Source organism: Aeromonas sp. FDAARGOS 1409, from assembly GCF_019048705.1.
GTDB lineage: Bacteria > Pseudomonadota > Gammaproteobacteria > Enterobacterales > Aeromonadaceae > Aeromonas > Aeromonas sanarellii.
This window is the reverse complement of the sequence record NZ_CP077395.1, coordinates 2,015,001-2,036,336: the sequence shown is the minus strand read 5'-3', so window position 1 is coordinate 2,036,336 and position 21,336 is coordinate 2,015,001. Positions and strand designations below refer to the sequence as shown.

Genomic DNA, 21,336 nt, shown 5'->3' with positions numbered 1-21,336 from the left:
TTGGACAGTCAACCTCAAGGACCCCCCATGTTTGAACACGTCGATGCCTATGCTGGCGACCCCATACTGACGCTAGTCGAGACCTTCCACAAAGATGCCCGCGAGCAGAAGGTGAACCTGGGGATCGGCCTCTATTACGACGAGCAGGGACGCATCCCGCTGCTGGCCTCGGTACAGCAGGCCGAAGCCGCCCGTGCCGCCGCCCCGGCCCCGCGCCCCTACCAGCCGATGGAAGGGGCCGCCAACTACCGCACCGCGGTGCAGCACCTGTTGTTTGGCGCCGACCATGAGGCGGTCAAGGCCGGTCGCATCGCCACCATCCAGACCATAGGGGGCTCAGGCGCCTTGAAGATCGGCGCAGATCTGCTCAAGCGCTACTTCCCGACCTCCGAGGTCTGGGTCAGCAACCCCACCTGGGACAACCACAAGGCGATGTTCGAGGGGGCCGGCATCAAGGTGCACGACTATCCCTACTACGACGCGGCCACCGGCGGCGTGCAGTTTGACGCCATGATCGACTGCCTGAGCCAACTGCCGGCCAAGAGCATAGTGCTGCTGCACCCCTGCTGTCACAACCCGACCGGGGTGGATCTCTCCCGCGCCCAGTGGGACAGGGTCATCACGCTGGTGGTCGAGAAGAACCTCATCCCCTTTATGGATATCGCCTATCAGGGCTTCGGCGACGGCCTGGAGGAGGATGCCTACGCCATCCGCGCCATGGTCGATGCGGGGGTCAGCTTCTTCGTCAGCAACTCCTTCTCCAAGAACCTCTCCTTCTACGGCGAGCGCTGCGGCGGCCTGTCGGTCATCTGCCAGGATGCCGAAGAGGCGGGCCGGGTGCTGGGCCAGATGAAGGCCACCGTGCGCCGCAACTACTCCAGCCCCCCCACCCACGGCGGCCAGATCACCGCGGCGGTGATGAGCCAGCCCGAACTGCACGCCCTCTGGGTCGGCGAGGTGACCGAGATGCGCACCCGCATCAAGGCCATGCGCCAGAAGCTCTACGAGGTGCTCTGCGCCAAGGTGCCGGGCCGCGACTTCGGCTACTTCATCAACCAGCGCGGCATGTTCAGCTACACCGGCTTCACGCCGGAGCAGGTGGACCGCCTGCGCGAGGAGTTCGCCGTCTACCTGGTGCGCTCAGGCCGCATGTGCGTGGCGGGCCTCAACAGCCGCAACGTGGACTACGTGGCCGACGCCATGGCCGCCGTGCTCAAGGGGTGATCCCCGCAAGCCCCGCTCAGGCGGGGCTTTTTGTTTCTCCCTTGCCATCCTGTCCGGAGGTGCCATGGATCTGATCTCCCTCTCCCGTCTCGGCGGCCGCCACCTGGTCACCCTGCACCTGCTGCTGGACAGCCGGAGCGTCACTCGCAGCGCCGAGCGCCTCTGCACCACACCCTCCTCCGTCAGCAAGACCCTCAACCAGCTCAGGGAGCTGCTCGGGGATCAGTTGCTCTACCGCCAGGGCAACCAACTCCTGCCCACCCCCTTTGCCGAGCGGATCGGGCCCGGCCTGCGCCGCCTGCTGGGAGAGCTGAACGGCCTCACCGGCCAGGAGGGGTTTGCACCGGCCAGCTGGCAGGGGGAGCTGACCCTCGCCATGCGCGAAAGCAGCATGATCTGGCCCATGGGGCCCGTGCTGGGGAAATTGATGCAGGAGGTGCCCGGGCTGGTGCCCGTCATCAGAAACAAGGAGGAGCAGGGACTGGCGGCCTTGGCGGCGGGCAAGCTGGACTTCGTGATCCTGCCCCACGACCAGAGCCAGCCCGGCCCAGGCCAACCCGGTCTGGTGTGGGAGACCCTGAGGGAGGACAGGCTGGTCTGCCTGTTGCGGGACGATCACCCGGCGCTGGCCGGGTCCTGGGATCTCGACGCCTACCTGAGCTGGCGCCACATCGCCATCCGCGACAACGAGCTGGCCGACCCCTTCTTCGAGCAGAGCCTGGCCCAGTTGCAGGTGCGCCGGCAGATCGCCGCCACCCTGCCGGATTTTGGCAGCGCCGCGGCCCTGCTGCGCCAGAGCGATCTCATCCTCACCGCCATCGAGGGCTGGGCCGATCAGGCCGCGCCCCAGGGGTTGGCGAGCCGCCCCGTCCCCTTCGATTACGGCGCCGTCACCCACAGCCTGGTGTGGTATGGCCCCCTGGGGGGCGATCCCGCCCTGCGCTGGTTCCGCCAGCGGATCCTGCAGCTGGCCCGGGAGATGGGCGCCCCCCGATGAGGCCAGACAGCCTGGGGATCAGGGTTTCTTGGTGTAGATGGGGCTGGGGAAGGAGGCGACGTTGCTGCCCAGATCCGTGATGCGGGCGGCCCCCTGCTTGCGCACCTGGTCGACCCGCAGCACGTGGTGCATGGGGATCATGGTGCGATTGACGTCGGCGAATTCACTCTTCAACTTCTCGTGGCTGGGGTCGACGATGAGCGCCGTGTGGTTGTCCCACACGAAGTGGGCGATCTCGATGAAGCCGAACAGCTGACCCTGGCTCACATCCCTGACATAGACTTCGTAACGCTCGTTGTGACAAATAAACTGCACTCGATATAAGGCGTTGGCTTCACTCATGGGTATCTGTTGATGGTGGGCGGTTTTCCCATTCTAGCCGCCACTGACGGCGTGCCATATAGACAGAGTTCACAGTTGCGTCATATCGGGTCTCAGGGCAGCGACGCGCCGGCCGGCTCAGATCGCTGGCAGCATCACGGGGCCAAACCCCTTGGCCTTCAAGGCGGTGGCCAGGGCCACCAGCTCATCCTCCCTGGCCTGCGGCCAGGCCAGCGCCGCCCCGCGCACCCCGTGATGGCGAAAGCCGTTGAGGCGGATGGGCACGGGGCCCAGCGACGCCAGGAAGGCCGCCAGCCCCTCCGCCAGCTCGCCCGCCCCGTCGAGAAAGTCGCTCTGCCCCGGCACATGGAGCAGGCGCAACTCGGCGAGCCTGCCCCGGGCGGCCAGCAGCCGCAGCGACGCCAGCACCCGATCCCGATCACGCCCAGTCAGGGTACGGTGCACCGGCGCTTGCCACCCCTTGAGATCGATCATGGCGCCGTCCAGCACCGGCAGCAGCCGCTGCCAGCCGGTCTCGGCGAGGGAACCGTTGCTGTCGAGCAGGCAGCTGAGGTGGGCCAGATCCGGCGCCTCCTTGATGGCCGTGAACAGGGCGATCACGAACGGCAGCTGGGTGGTCGCCTCCCCGCCGGACACAGTGATGCCGCTGAGCAGCGGACCGTAGCGGCGCAGCAAGGCCAGCACCTCGGCCACCGGCATCTCGTGGGTCTTGGGGCTGGCGCTGCGGGGGCAGATCTCCAGGCAGCGATCGCACTGGGTACAGCGCGCCTCCTGCCAGTGCACCCTCCCATCCTTCAGACTCAGGGCCCCGCCCGGGCAGCCGGGCACACAGTCGCCGCAGTGATCGCACCCCCCTATGGTGTGCGGGTTGTGGCAGCCGGGGCAGCGGAAGTTGCAGCCCTGCAGGAACAGCACCAGCCGGTTTCCGGGCCCGTCCACGCAGGAGAAGGGCAGCCAGCGGCTGACCGTCCCTCTTACGCCCTCCTCATCGCACGCCATGGTCATCCAGGAGCGCCTCGACGGCCACCACCCTGGGCTGCCGGCGGCGGATGCCGGTCAGCTCGCTCGCCTCGACCCCGAGGCAGGTGGTCTGCAGCCGCGAGCCTTCGGTCGCGAAGCGGGCCAGATCGCGCTTGCGGATCATGTAGCCGGTCACCCGCACCAGATCGCTGTCCGCCACGTTGGCGCTGAACTCGCGCATGCCGAGGGCGAAGGCCCCCTTGCACAGCTGCAGCAGCGCCTGGGGATTCTGGCGAATGGTGGGATCCAGGGTCAGGATCTCGCTGATCCCGGAGGGATAGAAGCCGTGATGGGGGGCCAGGGCCAGCAGGTGGCTGGCGGGATCCGGCTCCTCACCATAGGGGATGCGCACCCCTGGGGTAACCCCCTGATCCAGGCTGAGCCCCCCCTGGGCGTGCAGCAGGGCCCGCCCGCCCCAGGCGTGGGGCTGGGGCCGGCTGGTCACCAGCTCGGCGAGCCGGGCCGAGATGCGATGGCCGAGCCGGTTCGCCCCCTCGTCGTGGCCATAGCGCCCCGCCAGCCCCGCCTTCTCCATCAGCAGATTCACCGCCTCCGCCATGCCAAAGATGCCGAACATGGGCACGAAGCGCCCCTCCTCGATCAACCCCTCCTGCACCAGGAAGCTGTCGAAGAAGCCGGACTCCCGGTGCAGGAAGGCGGCCCGCGCCTCGATCAGCAGGGACGCCTGCTCGCAGTGGTGAGGCAGCATTCTCTCCATGAAATCCTCGACCCCTGCGCTCTGCTCGACCACCGCCCTGAGGGAGAGTCGCACCAGGGTGTTGGCGCCGCCCCCGAGCGGCAGGGCGTTGTAGCAGCTGACGATGCCAAAGCCGCGCCTGTCGAAGGTGTCGCGGTGCAGCGGGTAGTTGACGATGTGGGGCTTGCTGCACAGGGCTATGTTCTCGACCCCCTGCAGCAGCAGGCTATCCGGGGTCTGCGCCGGGTCGTGGAACAGGCTGAGGTTCGGCGCCGCCTGCTGGAGCTCGCCGTCGATGCGCAGGATCAGGCGGCAGAGGCGGTTGTCATCGGGGCCGATGTTGACGTGCATGAAGGCGTCCGGCAGCACCCGGTCCAGGTAGATCCAGAAGGCCTTCAGCTTGCGATGCAGGGTCTCGTCATCCAGCGCGCCGACGAAGGGCAGCAGCAGTTGATCGAGCCGGCCCAGCCAGACCGGCATGCCGGTGACGGAGGGCACGTGGTGGTAGAGGATGCGCAGGGCGTCGAGGGCCTCATCGAAATCCCTTGGCGGCACCAGCTCCAGCCAGGCCGAGCCCTGGCGCAGGAACTTTTCATAGTCCGGCAGCACATAGCGCGGCTTGTGGGGGGCGTGCCCCTCGAACATGTCGCACAGCACCCCTCGCGCCATGGCCTCCTGGACGGTGGCGGGCAGCTCGGGATAGGGCAGCGCATTCTCGGCGGCCAGCGCCAGGGCATGGCGCTTCTGGGCCGGCGAGAGCAGGGGGTCGCGCACGATGCGCTGGCAGGTGTCGGTGAAAGACATGGCTCGCTCCTCACAGGGGAATGCCAGAATCCTCACACTCTGGAGGCCTTTTTTGAAGTGACATTCCCAACATGGCGGATATCCGAGAACGACATCCGCCATGCCGGATCACGGGCCTAGCAAAGCCAGGGCAGGATCGCGGCCACGCCCCCCAGCCAGCGCAGCAGGAAGAAGCCCCCCATGCCGACGACCACCACCACCAGGGTCGGCAGCCGCAGCAGGGTCAGCGCGGTCACCAGCAGGGTGGCGGCCAGGTAATCCGGATCCCAGTCCAGCCCTTGTCCCGGCTCGTAGCTGAAGACGATGGGCAGCCAGATGGCGGTCAGCACCGACTGGGCCGAGAAGCTGAGGAAGGCTCCCATCTCGGCGCCGGGCTGGTAACGGGTCAGCCGGGAGAAGAAGGCGAAGCGGTTGAAGAAGGTGATCAGGGCCAGCAGGCCTATCATCAGCCAGCCCATGATCACCTCCTCATCCGGTGCAGCACATAGCCCACCACCATGCCGGCCAGGGCCGAGACAATGATGGTGTAGACCTCCGCCAGCAGCCCTATCTTCAGCCAGCTCATGATTACCTCCTCATCCGGTGCAATACGTAGCCCACCACCATGCCGGCCAGGGCCGAGACGATGATGTGGATCTCCGCCAGCAGCGGCTTGGTGAGCAGCGCCGTGCCGCCGCTCACCAGGGTGGCCGCCACCATGGGCAGGTTCTTCATGGCGGGTATGGTCATAGCGATGAAGGTGGCGGCGATGGCGAAGTCCAGCCCCATACTGTCCAGCCCGTCGATGTACTGGCCGGCGGCGATGCCGAGCAGGGTCGCCAGGTTCCAGAACAGGTAGAAGACGAAGCCCGCGATGAGCGCGTAGGCGGGATTGAAGGTGCCGCTGCGCTCCCTCTCCTTGAGCGCCACCGCGAACATCTCGTCGGTCAGGAAGAAGGCGAGGCTGGCCCGCCAGCGCAGGGAGAGCGGCAGCACGTCGCGGCGAAAGGTGAAGCCATAGAGCAGGTGCTGGGAGGTGATCACCACGGTGGATCCCATGATGGGCAGCAGGGGAGTGCCCGCCCCGAACAAGGTGGTGGCCGAGAGCTGGGCGGCGCCCGCATAGACCAGCAGCGACATCAGCTGGGCCTGCAGCGGGCTCAGCCCCGCCTGCAGCGCCAGGGCGCCGCACAGGATCCCCCAGGGGATCACCGAGATGGAGAGCGGGAGTATGTCCAGGGTGGCGCGCCACCAGAGCCCCCCCGTGCGCTCGGGCGCGGGGAGGCGGGTTCCTGACGTCATGGGATCATCCTTGTCACTGCCAATGCGAGCCGGAAAAGCTAGCACGGGGCGGGATTGGCTGTCACGCCATGGTCTGCGGCAAAATGAAACGCCCGCATGGCTGCGGGCGTCGGAGGGCGGGATCAGGGCTCGATGATGATGGGGGTACCGGGCTCGATGGCGTTCCAGATCTCGTCCATCTCGTGGTTGAGCACCGCGATGCAGCCATTGGTCCAGTTGGACGGCTGCACCCTGCGATCCCCCAGGCTGTTGCGCTGGCCGTGGATCATGATCATGCCGCCCGGGTTCACCCCCAGCTCGTTGGCGCGCTTGATGTCGTCCAAGTTCGGGTAGTTGATGTGGATCGCCTTGTAGAAGCCGGAGTTGCTCTTCTTGTAGTCCAGGGTGTAGCGGCCTTCCGGCGTGCGCTGATCCCCTTCCCGCTGCTTGTGCCCCATGGGCGCCGGGCCCAGAGCGACCCAGTAGCGTTTGACTTCCTTGCCATCCTTCATCAGGGTCAGGCTATAACTCGACTTCTTGACCACCACCATATCGGCGGACAAGGTGGCAAAACTCAATGCGGGCCACAGCCCCAGCAAACACAGCAATACGGCTCTCAATTTCCATCCCTCTGCGAGCCTTCAGGGCTCTCTTGTTAGCAAATCATCCGAATGTCGCCACTCTCTGGTGGCGAGCGAGCGCCATGATATGGGATCGCCATGAATTCTCAATATATCGGGAGAAACATATCTGTGACCAGCCTGGCGAGAGCCCCGTTCGCCACGCGGGCCTCCAATGACGAAGCCCCGCCAGTGGCGGGGCTTCGTCTCGTCATGACTGCCCGGCAGGCGCCTCCTGGCGCCGGATCCAGGCCTCGAAGTCCGCCAGCATGCGTGCCTCGGACTCGCGGTTGTCGGCGATGAGCTCGGCCCCGTGCACCACCCGGATATGGGCGTTGAGCGGGGCGCCCTCCCCCGCCGGCGGACGCTGGCGTGCCGCCGCCATGCAGGCTTCTGCCTGCTGCCACGCCTCGGCCACGGTCTGGTTGCACACCGTCGCCAGCGGGATGGCGCTGAAGCCTTCGCCGGTCAGGCTCCTGAGTGTCTCGTCGTGGGTCATGCCGTTGCCCGGTCCCCAGTAGTGGGCGGCCAGATCCGGGCCGATGCGCGGGTTGTCGGTGAGGTAGCCGTCCCGGCGCAGGAAGTAGGCGCGGGTCTGCTCCACCGCCATCAGCGCCAGCAGGTAGCCGTGGTAGGCACAGGCCGACTCCTGGTTCAGCAGGTGCGGGATGGCCAGCAGCGGGCGTGGGCTCTCCACCCCCAGGATCTGGCGCTCCCAGCGGCGGGCCAGCGCCAGCACGGCGGCCGGGGTGCGCTCGGCCTCGTCCATGGCGTAGAGATCCCGCTCGAAGTAGGCCACCAGCGCGATCTGGCGCTCATTGAAGGCACGAAACGGCTGGCGCGCCTCGATCATCGCCTGGATGAGGTCGTCTGGGATGGGCTCACCCGCCGCATTCCTGGCGTAGCGCTTGAGCCAGTCCGCGTCGTCCAGCAGGCTGTCGCAGAACATGGACTGGGTCTCGGCATAGGCCATGGAGGTGGGCGGAAACTCCTGGGAGAAGCAGGGGGCGTTGCCGGTGACGTTGGCAAAGTGCGCCGCATGGCCCCCCTCGTGGAACAGGGTGTTGAGCCCGCTCCAGCCGCTGCCCACCTGGGCCGGGTTGGCCAGGCTGGTGAAGTTGACCACGGCGGGGACCCACTCCCCCTCCTGCCAGAAGCTCGGCACCGGGCCGTGGCAGAAGCCGTTCTCGTATTTCCCCTCCCGGGTCAGCAGATCCAGGGTCAGGGTGGCGCCGCGGTACTGGATACCGAGGCGGCGGAAGCTCTCGACCCAATCCTGCAGTGCCCGGGAGAAGGGCACATAGGGGTCGAGCCGGCGGGTCACGTCGCCGCTCACGCTGTAGCGCAGGTTGTGGGGCAGCAGGGCCTCTTCCCCCTTGGCGGCCTTCAGCTCGGCCAGGCTCTGGTGCAGCCGCTCCTCGGTGCGGGCGATGAAGTCGTCCAGCACCGCAAACAGCTGCGCCGGGCTCATCTGCTCGTTCTTGTGCACCTTGTAGTCGAAATAGTCCCGATAGCCCATGGCCCGGGCGAAGCGGTTGCGCAGGGCCACCACCTCGAGAAAGCCGTTGCCGACCACCCACTGCTCCAGGGTGTGGAACATGGCGAGCGCACTCTGGCGCACCGCCTCGTCGCTACTGGCGGCCAGCGCCGTGCTGGCGGCGGGCAGACTGCCGGGCACCTGGCGACCCTGCTCGTCCAGCAGCGTCAGCCTCAACCCCTTGCGACGGGCGAAGAGCTCCGCCTCGGCGGCCACCAGCTCGTCCATCAGGGCGGCAGCCTGAGGATCCTCGATGACGTTGCACTCGAAGAAGGCGATCCAGCCCCCCAGACCGCGCCTGAGCTCGGCCTCCTCGGCCTGGGCCAGCATTTCACGCAGTACCGGCAGGCGCGCCGGATCGGCGCAGAACGCCTTGTAGGCCTGCTCTGCGGCGGTAAAGCCGGCCTGATCGTCACTGGTGCCCATGTAGGTGGACCAGAACAGATCCTCCTTGCGCCTGTGCACCTGCAGGTAGTCGGCGTTGAGCCGGTTGAGATAATTCCTGGCAATGGAACTCATAACTTCCCTCTTGTTATGGGGCAGCCACGGGGGCGCCCACTCCTTTTTGGTGAGATGCCGACTCATTCACACTTCTTGCAAATAGAGCGGACAAATTGTGCGACGGGATGCGCGTCATCACGCTACCAAAAGCGGGGGTTGCTGTCTGCTGGCTATACTGGATGCCGGCACGCCCAATTGGCAACCAGCCATCACAACCCTTTGAAAGTTAAATGGATGTTAACAATAAAAACGATCAGGTCCGGCCGGCAGACCGGTCATAACCAGACCCGCATGGGAAAGTAAGGAAAAGACTATGTTCAAGCTCGGTGATATCGCCGTGAGTCGCAAGCTGATGCTGCTGCTCTCACTGGCACTGATCGGCTTCCTCGCACTGCTGTTCATCTCGGCCAGTGCCCTGCATCGCAATCTGATGAGCGAGCGGGAAGCCAGGCTGCAGGCGGTGCTGGATCTGGCCATGAGCCGGATCCAGACCCTGGCCGCCACCCTCCCCCCGGAGCAGGCGCAGGCGCAGGCCAAGGCCATGCTCGACAGCATGCGCTTTGACGGGGACAACTACCTGTTCGTGCTGGACGAGAACCGCCACGTGGTGGTGCATCCCGCCAAGCCGGAGCTGGTCGGCCAGCAGATGGGCGGGACGCCCGCCGAATCCCATTGGCAGCGCATGGTGGATCTGGGCAAGGGTGGCCGCAGCGGGCGCCTGGAGTACCAGTGGCTCTCCCCCTCCGGCGAGGCGGCCCAGAAGATGTCGCTGGTGGCCGGTTACCAGCCCTGGGGCTGGATCCTGGGCTCCGGCGTGCTGCTGCAGGACATCCAGGCCACCATCTGGTCCCAGTACCGGCTGATGGGCGGGGCCACCTTGCTGGTGATCCTGCTGATGGGGCTGCTGGGCCTGGCCATCAGCCGCTCCATCGTCACCCCGCTCACCGAGATCAACCGGGCCATGGCCCGGGTGGCCGCCGGGGATCTGGTTGTGAGCATCCCGGTGCACGGCAAGGATGAACTGGGGGCCGTCGCCAGCGCGACCAACCAGGGGCTGGATGCCATTCGTCACGCCCTGCTGGAGGCGAGCCAGGGCGCCCGCAACGTGGCGGATGCCGCCCTGCGCATCGCCGCCTCCGCCGAGCAGACCAACCAGGCGGTCAACAGCCAGCGGGATCAGCTGGCCCAGCTCGCCACCGCCATGAACGAGATGAGCACCACCATCTCCGACGTGGCAGGCCACGCCGAGAACACGGCACGGGACACCCAGGACGCCACCAGCGAGGCCGGGCTCGGCAACCAGGATGTCCATGCCAGCGTGCACGGCATCCAGGCGCTGGCCACCGAGGTGGAGCAGGCCACCCTGCAGGTCAACCAGCTCAAGGAGGGGGTGATGCAGATAGGCGAGGTGACGGCGGTCATCAGCGCCATCTCGGAGCAGACCAACCTGCTGGCCCTCAACGCCGCCATCGAGGCGGCCCGGGCCGGCGAACAGGGACGCGGCTTCGCCGTGGTGGCCGACGAGGTACGCCAGCTGGCGAGTCGGACCCGTCACTCCACCGAGGAGATCCAGAGCACCATCACCCAGTTGCAGCAAAGGGCGGTCACCGCCGCCAGCGCCATGGACGCCAGCCGGAAACTGGCGGAGAGCAGTGTCAACCAGTCCGAGAAGGCGGGTCAGGATCTCTCCCTCATCGTCAACCACATCCAGCACGTCAGCGACATGGCGACCCAGATCGCCACGGCGGCGGAGCAGCAGAGCATGGTGGCGGAGGACATGAACCGCAACGTCAGCGGCATCAACGACTCGGCGCTCGAGATGTCCCAGGCCGCCTCCCAGCTGGCCCGGGAAAGCGAACTGCTGGCCGGACTCTCCCGCAGTCTGGACGAGCGCCTGGCCCTGTTCAGACTGGGCAGCACAGCCCCGGATCTGGCGCCACGACCGATTCAGGGCTCCTCGTCCACACACAGGGTCACCCCTCAGCCACGCCACTGACGTGGCACCTCGTCGTCCCCTGTCAGCCTGGCTGACAGGGGACAGACCCTCATCAACCCCCTGAGAGCCCGCTACGGGCTGTCTCCCCCAAGCCCCGAAGAACAGCCCCCGGGAAGACGGCATCCCGGATTGCGGTGCTCCGATGAGACAGACCTGTCAATTTTTACACTTAATTTTTTAACAAAATATAGTCATGATGAGGGGTCGCCATTGGCGGCACATGACCCTTTTTGTAGTCATTTGGCAAACTGGTTGAAAGGCCAGGACGCAAAGCCTCCGGTCTAAAGACATGACGTCCAGGATAGCGGGGTTGCCACACTCAGGTGTGTCACGGGGTATTCCCCCTGCCAACTTGACTGCCCACATCACCGAACAGAGGAATGTATGGCAGCAACTATCAAACTCAATCACCTCGCGGCGGCGCTGGCGCTGCTGGCCAGTGGCGGCGTGCTCGCCCACGGCTACATCAGCCAGCCGGAGTCGCGCAACTATCTGTGCAAGACGGGTGGCAACAGCCAGTGCGGCGCCATCCAGTGGGAGCCACAGAGCCTGGAGGCGCCGTCAGGCTTCCCCAATGGCGGCCCCGCCGACGGCCAGATCGCCTCGGCCGGCCACTCGCAATTTGGTGAGCTCAACGCCCAGACCAGCGACCGCTGGACCAAGCGCCAGGTGCAGGCCGGTCCCTTCACCATCGGCTGGACCTTCACCGCCAACCACGTCACCCGCAACTGGCGCTACTACCTCACCAAGCAGGAGTGGAACCCGAATCAGCCGCTGACCCGGGACTCCTTCGATCTCAATCCATTCTGCGTCATCGACGGGGGCATGGTGCAGCCGCCCAAGCAGGTCACCCATCAATGCACCCTGCCGGCGCGCACCGGCTACCAGGTCATCCTCGGTGTCTGGGAGGTGGGCGATACCGCCAACAGCTTCTACAACCTCATCGACGCCCAGTTCGATGGCGGTACCCAGCCGCCGCTGACCTGGAGCCAGGGCGGGACCATCTACCCCTCCACCGATCTGGCGGTCGGCGACAAGGCCAGGACCCGGGTATTCGACGCCAACGGCGAGCGCACCGATCTGCAGACAGTGCTGACCATAGGCTCCGCCGAGCAGGGTCAGAAGAACAACTGGGCCCACGATCTGGCCGCCAGGATCAACGCCGAGCAGAGCCAGATCCGCGCCGGTCAGCAGGGCAGCGATGGCCAGTTCAACCCGGTCTACGGCCAGAACCCCGTCTATCTGAAGGCGGGCAGCAACCTGCAGCGGGTCGAGGTCCAGCTCGAGCAGCAGCAACCCCCGGTGAGCGACAGCATCAGCGTGAGCGGCCTGGAGAGCGAATACCTGCTCGACAACGGCAAGGTCACCCTGAATTTCACCGTCACGGCCGAGGGGGATCTCGCGGTCACCAACACCCTGTATGACCACGGCGGCGCCGCCAAGGGCCAGACCAGCGCCGACATCAAGGACAGCAGCCAGAGCTTCACCATGGAGGTCGGCGGCCTGAGCACGGGTCATCACCAGCTGGTGATCGAGGGCAAGCCGAAGGCGGGCGGCGCTCCCCTGCAGCAGACCCTGGATCTGATGTTCAAGGATCCGGCCAGCGGTGGCGACTACCAGTACCGCTTCCCGGAAGGCTTGTCCTCCTATCAGGCCGGCACCAAGGTGCTGCAGCCCAAGGACGGCAGGATCTATCAGTGCAAGCCCTACCCCTACAGCGGCTGGTGCACCATCTGGACCAGTACCGCGACCCAGTATGAGCCCGGCGTGGGCACCAACTGGCAGGATGCCTGGACCCTGGTGAACTGATCCCCCGCAAGCAGAAGAGGCCCGAGCGGCCTCTTTTTTGTGCCTGTCATCCTGGCTGCCGCGGCCTCGTGCCGCCGTGGCCCTCTCGGAAACATCCCATGACGAAAGACTACTATGACCCCCTGAGCCGCCTGCTGCACTGGCTGATGGCCGCCGTCATCCTCTACGCCACCCTGGCCGGCTACCTGATGCACCTGGTGATCGACAGCCACCCAAGGCTGTTTCAATTTCTGTCTGAGCTGAACATGTCGATGGCGACCCTGATCACCCCGCTCTTCCTGCTGCGCTGGGGCTGGCGGCACTGGCGGCCCCCCCTGCCCGAGGAGCGGACCCGGCACCACCCCGCCGCCCGGCTGGCTCACGCCCTGCTCTACAGCCTGATGTGTGTGGTGCTGCTGAGCGGCTTCCTGATGCTGGAGCAGGGCTACTCCCTGTTCTGGCTCTACCCGGTCGCCAACCCCATCGATGACCCCGACGTCAACGCCTTCTTCTTCGGCGTCCATCGCGTCGGCTGCCTGTCGCTGGCGGCGCTGGTCCTGCTGCACGTGGCGGCCGCCCTCTACCACCACAGGATCAAGGGGGATCGCACCCTGTATCGCATGCTGGGCCCCCAGAGCGGCCGCTAGCCTGTCTCTGGAACCGGGAAGAGGCGGATAAGCAAACAGGGAGCCAATGGCTCCCTGTTTTTTCGGACGCGGCAAAGCGCTCAGATCTGGTAGTCGACCAGCGGCTCGTTGCTCATGGCCCTGGCCTGGATCTCCGCCAGCGCCAGCTCGGGGTTGCAGAGCTGGATGAACTGCCAGGTGAAGTTGTGCTGGAACTGCCCCTGCTTGAGGCCGATCCAGGCGGTGTGCGGCGCGAACAGCCGGCTGCCGTCCAGCTGCACCAACCCCTTGTCCCGCTGGGGGTCGAACGCCATGTCCGCCAGTATGCCCACCCCCATCTCCAGCTCGACATAGGTCTTGATGACGTCGGAGTCCTGGGCGGTCAGCAGGATCTGCGGCACTATGCCCGCCTCGGCAAAGGCCTCGTCCACCCGTGCCCGACCGGTGAGGCCAGCCTGGTAGGTGACGATGGGCCAGTGGGCCAGGGCCGCCAGGGTCAGATCCCGCTCGGCGGTGAGGGGATGCTGCTCCGGCACCACTATGTTGTGGTGCCAGCGATAGTAGGGGAAGGCCACCACCCCTTCGCTCTTGTCGAGCTGCTCGCTGCTGATGCCGATGTCCACCTCGCCGGTCTGCACCAGCCGCACTATCTCCTCCGGGCTGCCCTGGCGCAGCTCCAGCTGCACCAGGGGGAACTGCTCGCGAAACGCCTTCACCACCCGGGGCAGGGCGTAACGCGCCTGGGTGTGGGTGGTCGCCACCAGCAGCCGGCCCGAGTCGCGGTTGGCGAAGGTACTCGCCAGTTTGCGGATGTTGTCGGCGTCCCCCAGGATGCGCTCGGCGATCACCAGCAGCTCCTTGCCCGGCTCCGTCATGCCGAGCAGCCGCTTGCCGTAGCGGATGAAGAGCGCCAGCCCCAGCTCCTCCTCCAGCTCGCGGATATGGCGGCTGACCCCGGACTGGGAGGTAAACAGGGCATTGGCCACCTCGGTCAGGTTGTAATCCCGCCGTGCCGCCTCCCGAATGATACGCAACTGCTGAAAGTTCACCTCATCGCCTCCTGCGCTGAGTGGCGGTGGCTCGGGCCACCGTCCTCTTGTTATGGATTGCCGGGATCATTGCACGGTTGCAAGCCTGAAGGGGGGCCGCGCCGGGCGGCGCGCCCTCAAATCTGGTAGTCGGGGTAGAGCTGTGCCTGCCTGGCCACCAGACGTACCCCCTGGCCGGGGGCGAAGGCCCGGGCGGCCTCCTTACTCAGCTCGGCCTCGTAATGGGCACCTCCCGTCTCCCCGTCACCACGCAGCTCCACCCGGATGCGCGGCCCCATGGGCAGCAGTCGGGTGATGGTGGCGCGAATGCCCCCCGGGGCGTCCGCCGGCAGTATCTCCAGCTCGTGGGGGCGCACATAGGCGATGGCCGCGCTCCCCTCCGCCAGGTGGGAGGGGATAGGGCCCCCCAGCTGCTGCTCGCCGATGCCGAGCCCCTGCCCGGCCACCCGGCCGCGGAACAGGTTCACGCTGCCGAGGAAGCTGTGCACGAAGGCGCTGGCGGGCTGGTCATAGACCTCGGCCGGGGTGCCTATCTGCTCCACCTTGCCGGCGTTCATCAGCACCACCCGATCCGCCACCTCCAGCGCCTCCTCCTGATCGTGGGTCACGAACAGGCTGGTGACGTGCAGCTCGTCATGCAGTTCGCGCAGCCAACGGCGCAGCTCCTTGCGCACCTGGGCGTCGAGGGCGCCGAAGGGCTCGTCCAGCAGCAGCACCTTGGGCTGCACCGCCAGGGCGCGGGCCAGGGCGACCCGCTGACGCTGGCCGCCGGAGAGCTGGGTAGGATAGCGTCCGGCCACGTGGCTGAGCTGCACCAGATCCAGCAGCTCCTTGACCCGTGCGCGGATGGCCTCCTCGTTCGGTCGGTCGGCGCGCGGCTTGACCCTCAGGCCGAACGCCACGTTCTCGAACACCGTCATGTGGCGGAACAGGGCGTAGTGCTGGAACACGAAGCCGACGTTGCGATCGCGCACGTGGAGATCCGATGCATCCTCTCCGCGGATGATGACGCTGCCGCTGTCGGCCTGCTCCAGCCCGGCGATGATCCGCAGCAAGGTGGTCTTGCCGCAGCCGGAGGGGCCCAGCAGGGCCACCAGTTCACCGTCGTGAAAGTCGAGGTTTATATCGGCCAGGGCCGCGTACTGATTGAAATGCTTGTTGAGTCCTTGCACCTGAATGCTCATGGATGCCTCTCTTGATAACCGTTAATTCGAGATCAATGGGACTGGGTCGGCTGACTGCGCAGCCTGGCCAGCAGGGTTTCACCCAGCAGGGTGAAGATCCCGAACAGCGCCAGCAGGCTGGCCACCGCGAAGGCGGCGCCGGTCTGGTACTCGTTGTAGAGGATCTCGATGTGCAGTGGCAGCGTGTTGGTCTGGCCGCGAATATGGCCGGAGACCACGGAGACGGCGCCGAACTCCCCCACCGCCCGGGCGGTACAGAGCAGCAGGCCATACATCAGGCTCCAGCGGATGCCGGGCAGGGTGACGCGCCAGAACATCTGCAACCCGCTTGCCCCCAGCATGATGGCGGCCTCCTCTTCCTCCGGGCCGCGCGCCTCCATCTGGGGCAGCAGCTCGCGCACCACGAAGGGCACGGTGATGAAGGTGGTCGCGAGGATGATCCCCGGGGTGGCGAAGATGATCTTGATGTCGTGCTCGCCGAGCCACTCGCCGAACCAGCCGCGACTGCCGAACATCAGCACGAACATCAGGCCGGCGATGACGGGGGACACCGAGAACGGCAGATCGATGATGGTGATGAGCAGTTGCCGCCCCGGGAAGCGGAAGCGGGCGATGGCCCAGGCCGCCGCCACACCGAACAGCAGGTTCAGGGGTACGGCGCAGAGCGTCACCAGGGCCGTCAGCCCGAGGGCGCTCAGGGCATCCGGCTCGCTGATGGCGTGCCAGAAGAAGGCCAGCCCAGGTCGCAGGGCCTGGATGAAGACGGTGGCCAGCGGCAGCAACAGCAGGGCGGCAAACCAGCCCAGACCGACCGTGATCAGCAGCCATTTGACCCAGGCCGGCTCACGGATGACCGGGGGCTGGCGCACCTGGGTCACAGTGACGGCACCTGGGGCCAGATCGAGACTTGCACTGGATGCGCTCATATACGGCTCCCTCCGATGCGGGCCCAGCTCCAGGCCTGCAACTTGTTGATGATCAACAGCAAGACAAACGAGATCAGCAGCATGACGGAGGCGATGGCGGAAGCCCCCGCGTAGTCATACTCCTCCAGGTGGCTCATGATCATCAGCGGCGCTATCTCGGAGACCATGGGCAAATTGCCAGCGATAAAGATGACGGAGCCGTACTCCCCCACCGCCCGGGCAAAGGCCAAGGCGAAACCGGTCAGCAATGCCGGCACCAGGGTCGGCCACAGCACCCGGGCGAAGGTCTGCCAGCGATTGGCTCCCAGGCTGGCGGCGGCCTCCTCCTGCTCGGTTTCCGCCTCCCGCAGCACGGGCTGCAGGGTGCGCACCACGAAGGGCAGCCCGATAAAGGTCAGGGCTATCACCACCCCGATGGGGTTGTAGGCCAGCTCGATGCCGAGCGGGGCGACCCACTGGCCGATCCAGCCGTTGGGGGCGAAGATGGCGCACAGGGCGATGCCGGAGACGGCGGTGGGCATGGCGAAGGGCAGGTCGATCAGCGCATCCACCAGGCGGCGGCCGGGGAAGGTGTAGCGCACCAGCACCCAGGCCAGGATCAGGCCGAACAGGCTGTTGAGCAGCGCCGCGATGAAGGCGGCCCCGAAGCTCAGACGGAAGGAAGCGAGCACCCGGGGGGAGCCGATCACCTGCCAGAACTCGGCGGCGGTCAGGTGGTTCACGGTGAACAGCACCAGCGCCGAGAGCGGCAGCAGCACCAGTATGCCCAGATAGAGCAGACTGAAGCCCAGCGTGGGCCCCAGACCCGGCAGGACGGAATAAGAACTTAATCGCATAACACATCCGTTTGTTATAAATAACTTTAGATATGGCGATTTTGCTCACTGGGGCCAGGGACAACAAACATCAATAACGCCTTTGCTAAGCACTTTTTTATCTAACCACGGTGGGACAAGGCTTTTAGAGCGATAAATATAAAAAAAGGTCTTTTATATAAATAAAAGACCTAACAAAAACGGAGCGGTGAAACCGGAACTGCAAAGAGCGTCACTATGGGATCAGGGTGGCGAGCCTGTCTGACATCTTGCGGGAACTCTCCTTGTCATATCGATGGAATATCAACGGAAGCTGAGGGCCGCCCGCCTATCCCACTCGGTCGACGCGGGCTCCACCACCATCTCGGCCCGGCGATGAAGGGTGCTCAGCAGGTTGAGCCCCTGGCTCCACTCCCCATGACCGGATTGGGCATTGATGTGGCCCACCTCGCCGGCATCGAACAGCGGCACCTGCCACTGACGACTCCAATACTCGGCTCGCTCGAAGCTCATCCAGGGATCATTGCGGCTGGCGATCAGCTGGGCAGAGACCTTGATGGATCCCGCCAGCGCCTCGTCCGGAATGCCGAAACGAGCCGGATCGGCAGGCGCCACGATGAGGATGGAGGAGACCTTGTCCGGTTGCAGCCGGGCGGCGGCGATCGCCGTCAGGGCACCGAAGGAGTGGGCCACCAGGTGTACCCGGCTGCGCCGGCTCCTGAGCTTGCTCGCCAGCTTGGCGCTCCAGACCGTTAAATCCGGCTTGTCCCAGGGCAGACCCACCATCCGCTGCCACTGGGGAAACTGCTGGTGCCAGCGGCTCTGCCAGTGATCCGGCCCACTGTTGTGCAGACCGGGAACCAGAAGGATCTTGTTCATCTTGGTGTTCCTCGCTGTTGTCACAGGGGCCGGCCAGCCTTAGCCGCCCGGTTGGTAAATCTGGTCGAACAGACCGCCCTGGGCGAAGTGCTTCTTCTGCGCCTTGTCCCAGTCACCTTCCAGATCCTTGACGGTGAACAGGTTCAGGGTGGGGAACTGGGCAGACGTCTCCTTCAGGATCGCCGGGTTGCTCGGGCGATAGTGATACTTGGCGATGATCCGCTGCCCCTCGTCGGAGTAGAGGTAGTCGAGGTAAGCCTTGGCGACGGCTTCGGTGCCGTGCTTCTTGGCCACCTTGTCCACCACCGCGACCGGCGGCTCCGCCAGGATGGAGACAGACGGCACTACCAGTTCGAATTTGTCGCTGGTCCCCGGCTGATTGAGTACCAGCAAGGCTTCGTTTTCCCAGGCCAGCAGCACGTCCCCGAGCCCGCGCTCAATGAAGCTGGTGGTGGCGCCACGGGCACCGGAATCCAGCACCTTCACGTTCTTGTAGAGATCGCCGACGAACTGCCTGGCCCCCTCTTCACTGCCGCTCTTCTTCAGGGCATAGCCCCAGGCCGCCAGATAGTTCCAGCGCGCGCCACCGGAGGTCTTGGGGTTCGGGGTGATGATGGCGACATCCTTGCGTACCAGGTCGTCCCAATCCTTGATCTGCTTGGGGTTGCCCTTGCGCACCAGGAAGACGATGGTGGAGGTATAGGGAGAGGCATTGTTGGCAAGCCGTCCTTCCCAGTCGCTGGCAGTGAGACCCGCCTTGGCCACAGCATCGACGTCATAGGCCAGCGCCAGGGAGACTACGTCAGCCTCCAGCCCGTCCACCACGGCACGTGCCTGCTTGCCTGAACCACCGTGAGACTGGCTCACCACCACATCATCGCCGGTCTTGGCCTTCCACTCCTTGGCGAAGGCGCCGTTGTACTCCTGGAACAGCTCGCGAGTCGGGTCATAGGAGACGTTCAGCAGGCGCACTTCGGCAGCATTGGCCTGGCCAAGCGCCAGCAGGGAAAGAAGGGTCAAAGCGGTCATTCGCAGTTTCATGGTGATACTCCATATCGTTGGGTTGAGTACAGCATGCCCGCTTATTCATATTCCATGAAGAAAGAAAAAGCGCTTTGCTTATCTCTTTACTGTATATCAGACCTTTTCCGAGTGCGGACGCCTGTTCCCGGCTTCTTTCCACCACCGAGATAGTCCACAGATACCGCCACACCGGGCATGAAAAAGCCCGGTCGAGAGACCGGGCCAGTGAATACGGTGCGCCAAAGGGGCATCCAAAATCCGCCCGTTCTGGCGGTTTGTCAGTGGCGGTGAGCGAGAGGCAGGGCACGAGGCTCAGGAGGTTGTGGGCAGAGACGGGCTTGACAAGGAGTGGGCGAGGCGAAGCCCTGTTTGCTGTCCCTTGATTCCCGATTCCCATGCACAAATGCCGGATAGCAAAAAGGCCTTCCCGTCAGGGAAGGCCTTCAAATTAGTGGCGGAGCGGACGGGACTCGAACCCGCGACCCCCGGCGTGACAGGCCGGTATTCTAACCGACTGAACTACCGCTCCGCATTCGGTTAGCTTTCGCTAAATCATTTGCCGCTTCTATGAGGTGTCATCCTCGCAGCCAGTGATGTTATTTTGCACATCGCTGTTTAATTGGGTGCCTGGCAGTGTCCTACTCTCGCATGGCGAATGCCACACTACCATCGGCGCTACAGCGTTTCACTTCTGAGTTCGGCATGGGGTCAGGTGGTTCCACTGCGCTATTGCCGCCAGGCAAATTCTTCAATCCAGAAAGCTGATGTGAATAACAACTCGGCTAGTTTGCTTTGTCATTACCACTGAATTTGTAAGTAGTTCATGCACTTGCTACAAGTCTTCGAACACTTCTTGGGTGTTGTATGGTTAAGCCTCACGGGTAATTAGTATGGGTTAGCTCAACACGTCGCCGCGCTTACACACCCCACCTATCAACGTTGTGGTCTCCAACGGCCCTTTAGGACCCTCAAGGGGTCAGGGATGACTCATCTCAGGGCTCGCTTCCCGCTTAGATGCTTTCAGCGGTTATCGATTCCGAACTTAGCTACCGGGCAGTGCCACTGGCGTGACAACCCGAACACCAGAGGTTCGTTCACTCCGGTCCTCTCGTACTAGGAGCAACTCCCTTCAATCATCCAACGCCCACGGCAGATAGGGACCGAACTGTCTCACGACGTTCTGAACCCAGCTCGCGTACCACTTTAAATGGCGAACAGCCATACCCTTGGGACCGACTTCAGCCCCAGGATGTGATGAGCCGACATCGAGGTGCCAAACACCGCCGTCGATATGAACTCTTGGGCGGTATCAGCCTGTTATCCCCGGAGTACCTTTTATCCGTTGAGCGATGGCCCTTCCATTCAGAACCACCGGATCACTATGACCTACTTTCGTACCTGCTCGACCTGTCCGTCTCGCAGTTAAGCTGGCTTATGCCATTGCACTAACCTCCTGATGTCCGACCAGGATTAGCCAACCTTCGTGCTCCTCCGTTACTCTTTGGGAGGAGACCGCCCCAGTCAAACTACCCACCAGGCACTGTCCGCGAGCCCGATTCAGGGCCCTGCGTTAGAACATCAAACATACAAGGGTGGTATTTCAAGGACGGCTCCAGCGCAACTGGCGTCACGCCTTCAAAGCCTCCCACCTATCCTACACATGTAGGTTCAATGTTCAGTGCCAAGCTGTAGTAAAGGTTCACGGGGTCTTTCCGTCTAGCCGCGGGTACACCGCATCTTCACGGCGAATTCGATTTCACTGAGTCTCGGGTGGAGACAGCATGGCCATGGTTACACCATTCGTGCAGGTCGGAACTTACCCGACAAGGAATTTCGCTACCTTAGGACCGTTATAGTTACGGCCGCCGTTTACCGGGGCTTCGATCAAGAGCTTCGCTTGCGCTAACCCCATCAATTAACCTTCCGGCACCGGGCAGGTGTCACACCCTATACGTCCACTTTCGTGTTTGCAGAGTGCTGTGTTTTTGATAAACAGTCCCAGCCATCTGGTCACTGCGACTCCCGTCAGCTCCATCCGCAAGGGACTT

Annotated in this window: 18 protein-coding genes, 1 tRNA gene, 2 rRNA genes, 1 pseudogene and 1 riboswitch (1 of these 23 cut by a window edge); of the genes and pseudogenes, 5 read left to right on the top strand and 17 right to left on the bottom strand. The window is 64.6% G+C overall.

Annotation, left to right across the window (positions count from 1 at the left end; translation table 11 throughout):
• Positions 1–27: 27 nt before the first annotated feature.
• Both I6L39_RS09760 and I6L39_RS09755 read left to right on the top strand, forming a co-directional pair.
• Positions 28–1,224: an amino acid aminotransferase gene (locus tag I6L39_RS09760; protein WP_042078622.1), complete on the top strand. Its 1,197-nt coding sequence runs from the start codon at positions 28–30 to the stop codon at positions 1,222–1,224.
• 64 nt (positions 1,225–1,288) lie between these two features.
• A complete protein-coding gene (locus tag I6L39_RS09755; protein ID WP_216991662.1) occupies positions 1,289–2,221 on the top strand; it encodes a LysR family transcriptional regulator in 933 nt (310 codons plus the stop codon).
• A gap of 18 nt (positions 2,222–2,239) precedes the next feature.
• Here the strand turns inward: I6L39_RS09755 and I6L39_RS09750 are convergent, their stop codons facing one another.
• From I6L39_RS09750 to I6L39_RS09715, 8 genes and pseudogenes are all read right to left on the bottom strand, one after another.
• Entirely contained in the window at positions 2,240–2,563 is a 324-nt protein-coding gene (locus I6L39_RS09750) for a DUF1820 family protein (RefSeq protein ID WP_216991661.1), read from the bottom strand.
• 117 nt (positions 2,564–2,680) lie between these two features.
• Positions 2,681–3,562, bottom strand: coding sequence for a YjjW family glycine radical enzyme activase (locus I6L39_RS09745; RefSeq protein WP_216991779.1), 882 nt, complete (start codon positions 3,560–3,562; stop codon positions 2,681–2,683).
• Complete coding sequence (locus I6L39_RS09740) at positions 3,549–5,084, bottom strand: YjjI family glycine radical enzyme (protein ID WP_216991660.1); 1,536 nt, start codon at positions 5,082–5,084, stop codon at positions 3,549–3,551. The genes I6L39_RS09745 and I6L39_RS09740 overlap by 14 nt, the downstream gene beginning before the upstream one ends.
• A gap of 116 nt (positions 5,085–5,200) precedes the next feature.
• On the bottom strand, positions 5,201–5,542 hold the full coding sequence (locus I6L39_RS09735; protein ID WP_216991659.1) for an AzlD domain-containing protein: 342 nt from the start codon (positions 5,540–5,542) through the stop codon (positions 5,201–5,203).
• Positions 5,543–5,544: 2 nt separating this feature from the next.
• A pseudogene (locus I6L39_RS09730) lies at positions 5,545–5,628 on the bottom strand (branched-chain amino acid ABC transporter permease); the annotation flags it as partial.
• Between the two features lie 23 nt (positions 5,629–5,651).
• A complete protein-coding gene (locus I6L39_RS09725; RefSeq protein ID WP_216991658.1) occupies positions 5,652–6,365 on the bottom strand; it encodes an AzlC family ABC transporter permease in 714 nt (237 codons plus the stop codon).
• Between the two features lie 122 nt (positions 6,366–6,487).
• A complete protein-coding gene (locus tag I6L39_RS09720) occupies positions 6,488–6,964 on the bottom strand; it encodes a murein L,D-transpeptidase family protein (protein ID WP_081843603.1) in 477 nt (158 codons plus the stop codon).
• A 211-nt stretch (positions 6,965–7,175) separates the two neighbouring features.
• Positions 7,176–9,020 carry a M3 family metallopeptidase gene (locus I6L39_RS09715; RefSeq protein ID WP_216991657.1) on the bottom strand — a complete coding sequence of 615 codons (1,845 nt, stop codon included), beginning with the start codon at positions 9,018–9,020 and terminating at the stop codon, positions 7,176–7,178.
• 295 nt (positions 9,021–9,315) lie between these two features.
• On the opposite strand from I6L39_RS09715, the gene I6L39_RS09710 reads away from it, so the two are divergent.
• The 3 genes from I6L39_RS09710 (at position 9,316) to I6L39_RS09700 (ending at position 13,433) form a co-directional block, all read left to right on the top strand.
• Positions 9,316–10,998, top strand: coding sequence for a methyl-accepting chemotaxis protein (locus I6L39_RS09710; RefSeq protein WP_042078614.1), 1,683 nt, complete (start codon positions 9,316–9,318; stop codon positions 10,996–10,998).
• 232 nt (positions 10,999–11,230) lie between these two features.
• Positions 11,231–11,316, top strand: a riboswitch (cyclic di-GMP riboswitch).
• A gap of 66 nt (positions 11,317–11,382) precedes the next feature.
• Positions 11,383–12,807, top strand: a complete 1,425-nt coding sequence (gene gbpA / locus I6L39_RS09705; RefSeq protein ID WP_216991656.1) for an N-acetylglucosamine-binding protein GbpA — start codon at positions 11,383–11,385, stop codon at positions 12,805–12,807.
• 98 nt (positions 12,808–12,905) lie between these two features.
• The gene (locus I6L39_RS09700) at positions 12,906–13,433 is read left to right on the top strand and encodes a cytochrome b (RefSeq protein WP_216991655.1); all 528 of its coding nucleotides are present in this window, start codon (positions 12,906–12,908) and stop codon (positions 13,431–13,433) included.
• Positions 13,434–13,513: 80 nt separating this feature from the next.
• Here the strand turns inward: I6L39_RS09700 and cbl are convergent, their stop codons facing one another.
• The 9 genes from cbl to I6L39_RS09655 all read right to left on the bottom strand — a co-directional run.
• The gene (cbl, locus tag I6L39_RS09695; protein ID WP_209794757.1) at positions 13,514–14,461 is read right to left on the bottom strand and encodes an HTH-type transcriptional regulator Cbl; all 948 of its coding nucleotides are present in this window, start codon (positions 14,459–14,461) and stop codon (positions 13,514–13,516) included.
• A 116-nt stretch (positions 14,462–14,577) separates the two neighbouring features.
• Positions 14,578–15,645 carry a sulfate/molybdate ABC transporter ATP-binding protein gene (locus tag I6L39_RS09690; RefSeq protein WP_042078608.1) on the bottom strand — a complete coding sequence of 356 codons (1,068 nt, stop codon included), beginning with the start codon at positions 15,643–15,645 and terminating at the stop codon, positions 14,578–14,580.
• 32 nt (positions 15,646–15,677) lie between these two features.
• The gene (gene cysW, locus I6L39_RS09685) at positions 15,678–16,571 is read right to left on the bottom strand and encodes a sulfate ABC transporter permease subunit CysW (RefSeq protein WP_042078607.1); all 894 of its coding nucleotides are present in this window, start codon (positions 16,569–16,571) and stop codon (positions 15,678–15,680) included.
• Positions 16,568–17,407 (bottom strand): sulfate ABC transporter permease subunit CysT, encoded by an 840-nt coding sequence (gene cysT / locus I6L39_RS09680; RefSeq protein ID WP_216991654.1) that lies wholly within the window; start codon positions 17,405–17,407, stop codon positions 16,568–16,570. Before cysT ends, cysW begins: the two co-directional genes overlap by 4 nt.
• Before the next feature lie 282 nt (positions 17,408–17,689).
• Positions 17,690–18,265: an alpha/beta hydrolase gene (locus I6L39_RS09675; protein WP_042078604.1), complete on the bottom strand. Its 576-nt coding sequence runs from the start codon at positions 18,263–18,265 to the stop codon at positions 17,690–17,692.
• A gap of 39 nt (positions 18,266–18,304) precedes the next feature.
• A complete protein-coding gene (locus I6L39_RS09670) occupies positions 18,305–19,306 on the bottom strand; it encodes a sulfate ABC transporter substrate-binding protein (protein ID WP_042078603.1) in 1,002 nt (333 codons plus the stop codon).
• Positions 19,307–19,740: 434 nt separating this feature from the next.
• Positions 19,741–19,817 (bottom strand) — tRNA-Asp (locus I6L39_RS09665).
• A 96-nt stretch (positions 19,818–19,913) separates the two neighbouring features.
• Positions 19,914–20,028, bottom strand: a 5S ribosomal RNA gene (gene rrf / locus I6L39_RS09660).
• 124 nt (positions 20,029–20,152) lie between these two features.
• A 23S ribosomal RNA gene (locus I6L39_RS09655) occupies positions 20,153–21,336 on the bottom strand (it continues 1,705 nt past the right edge of the window).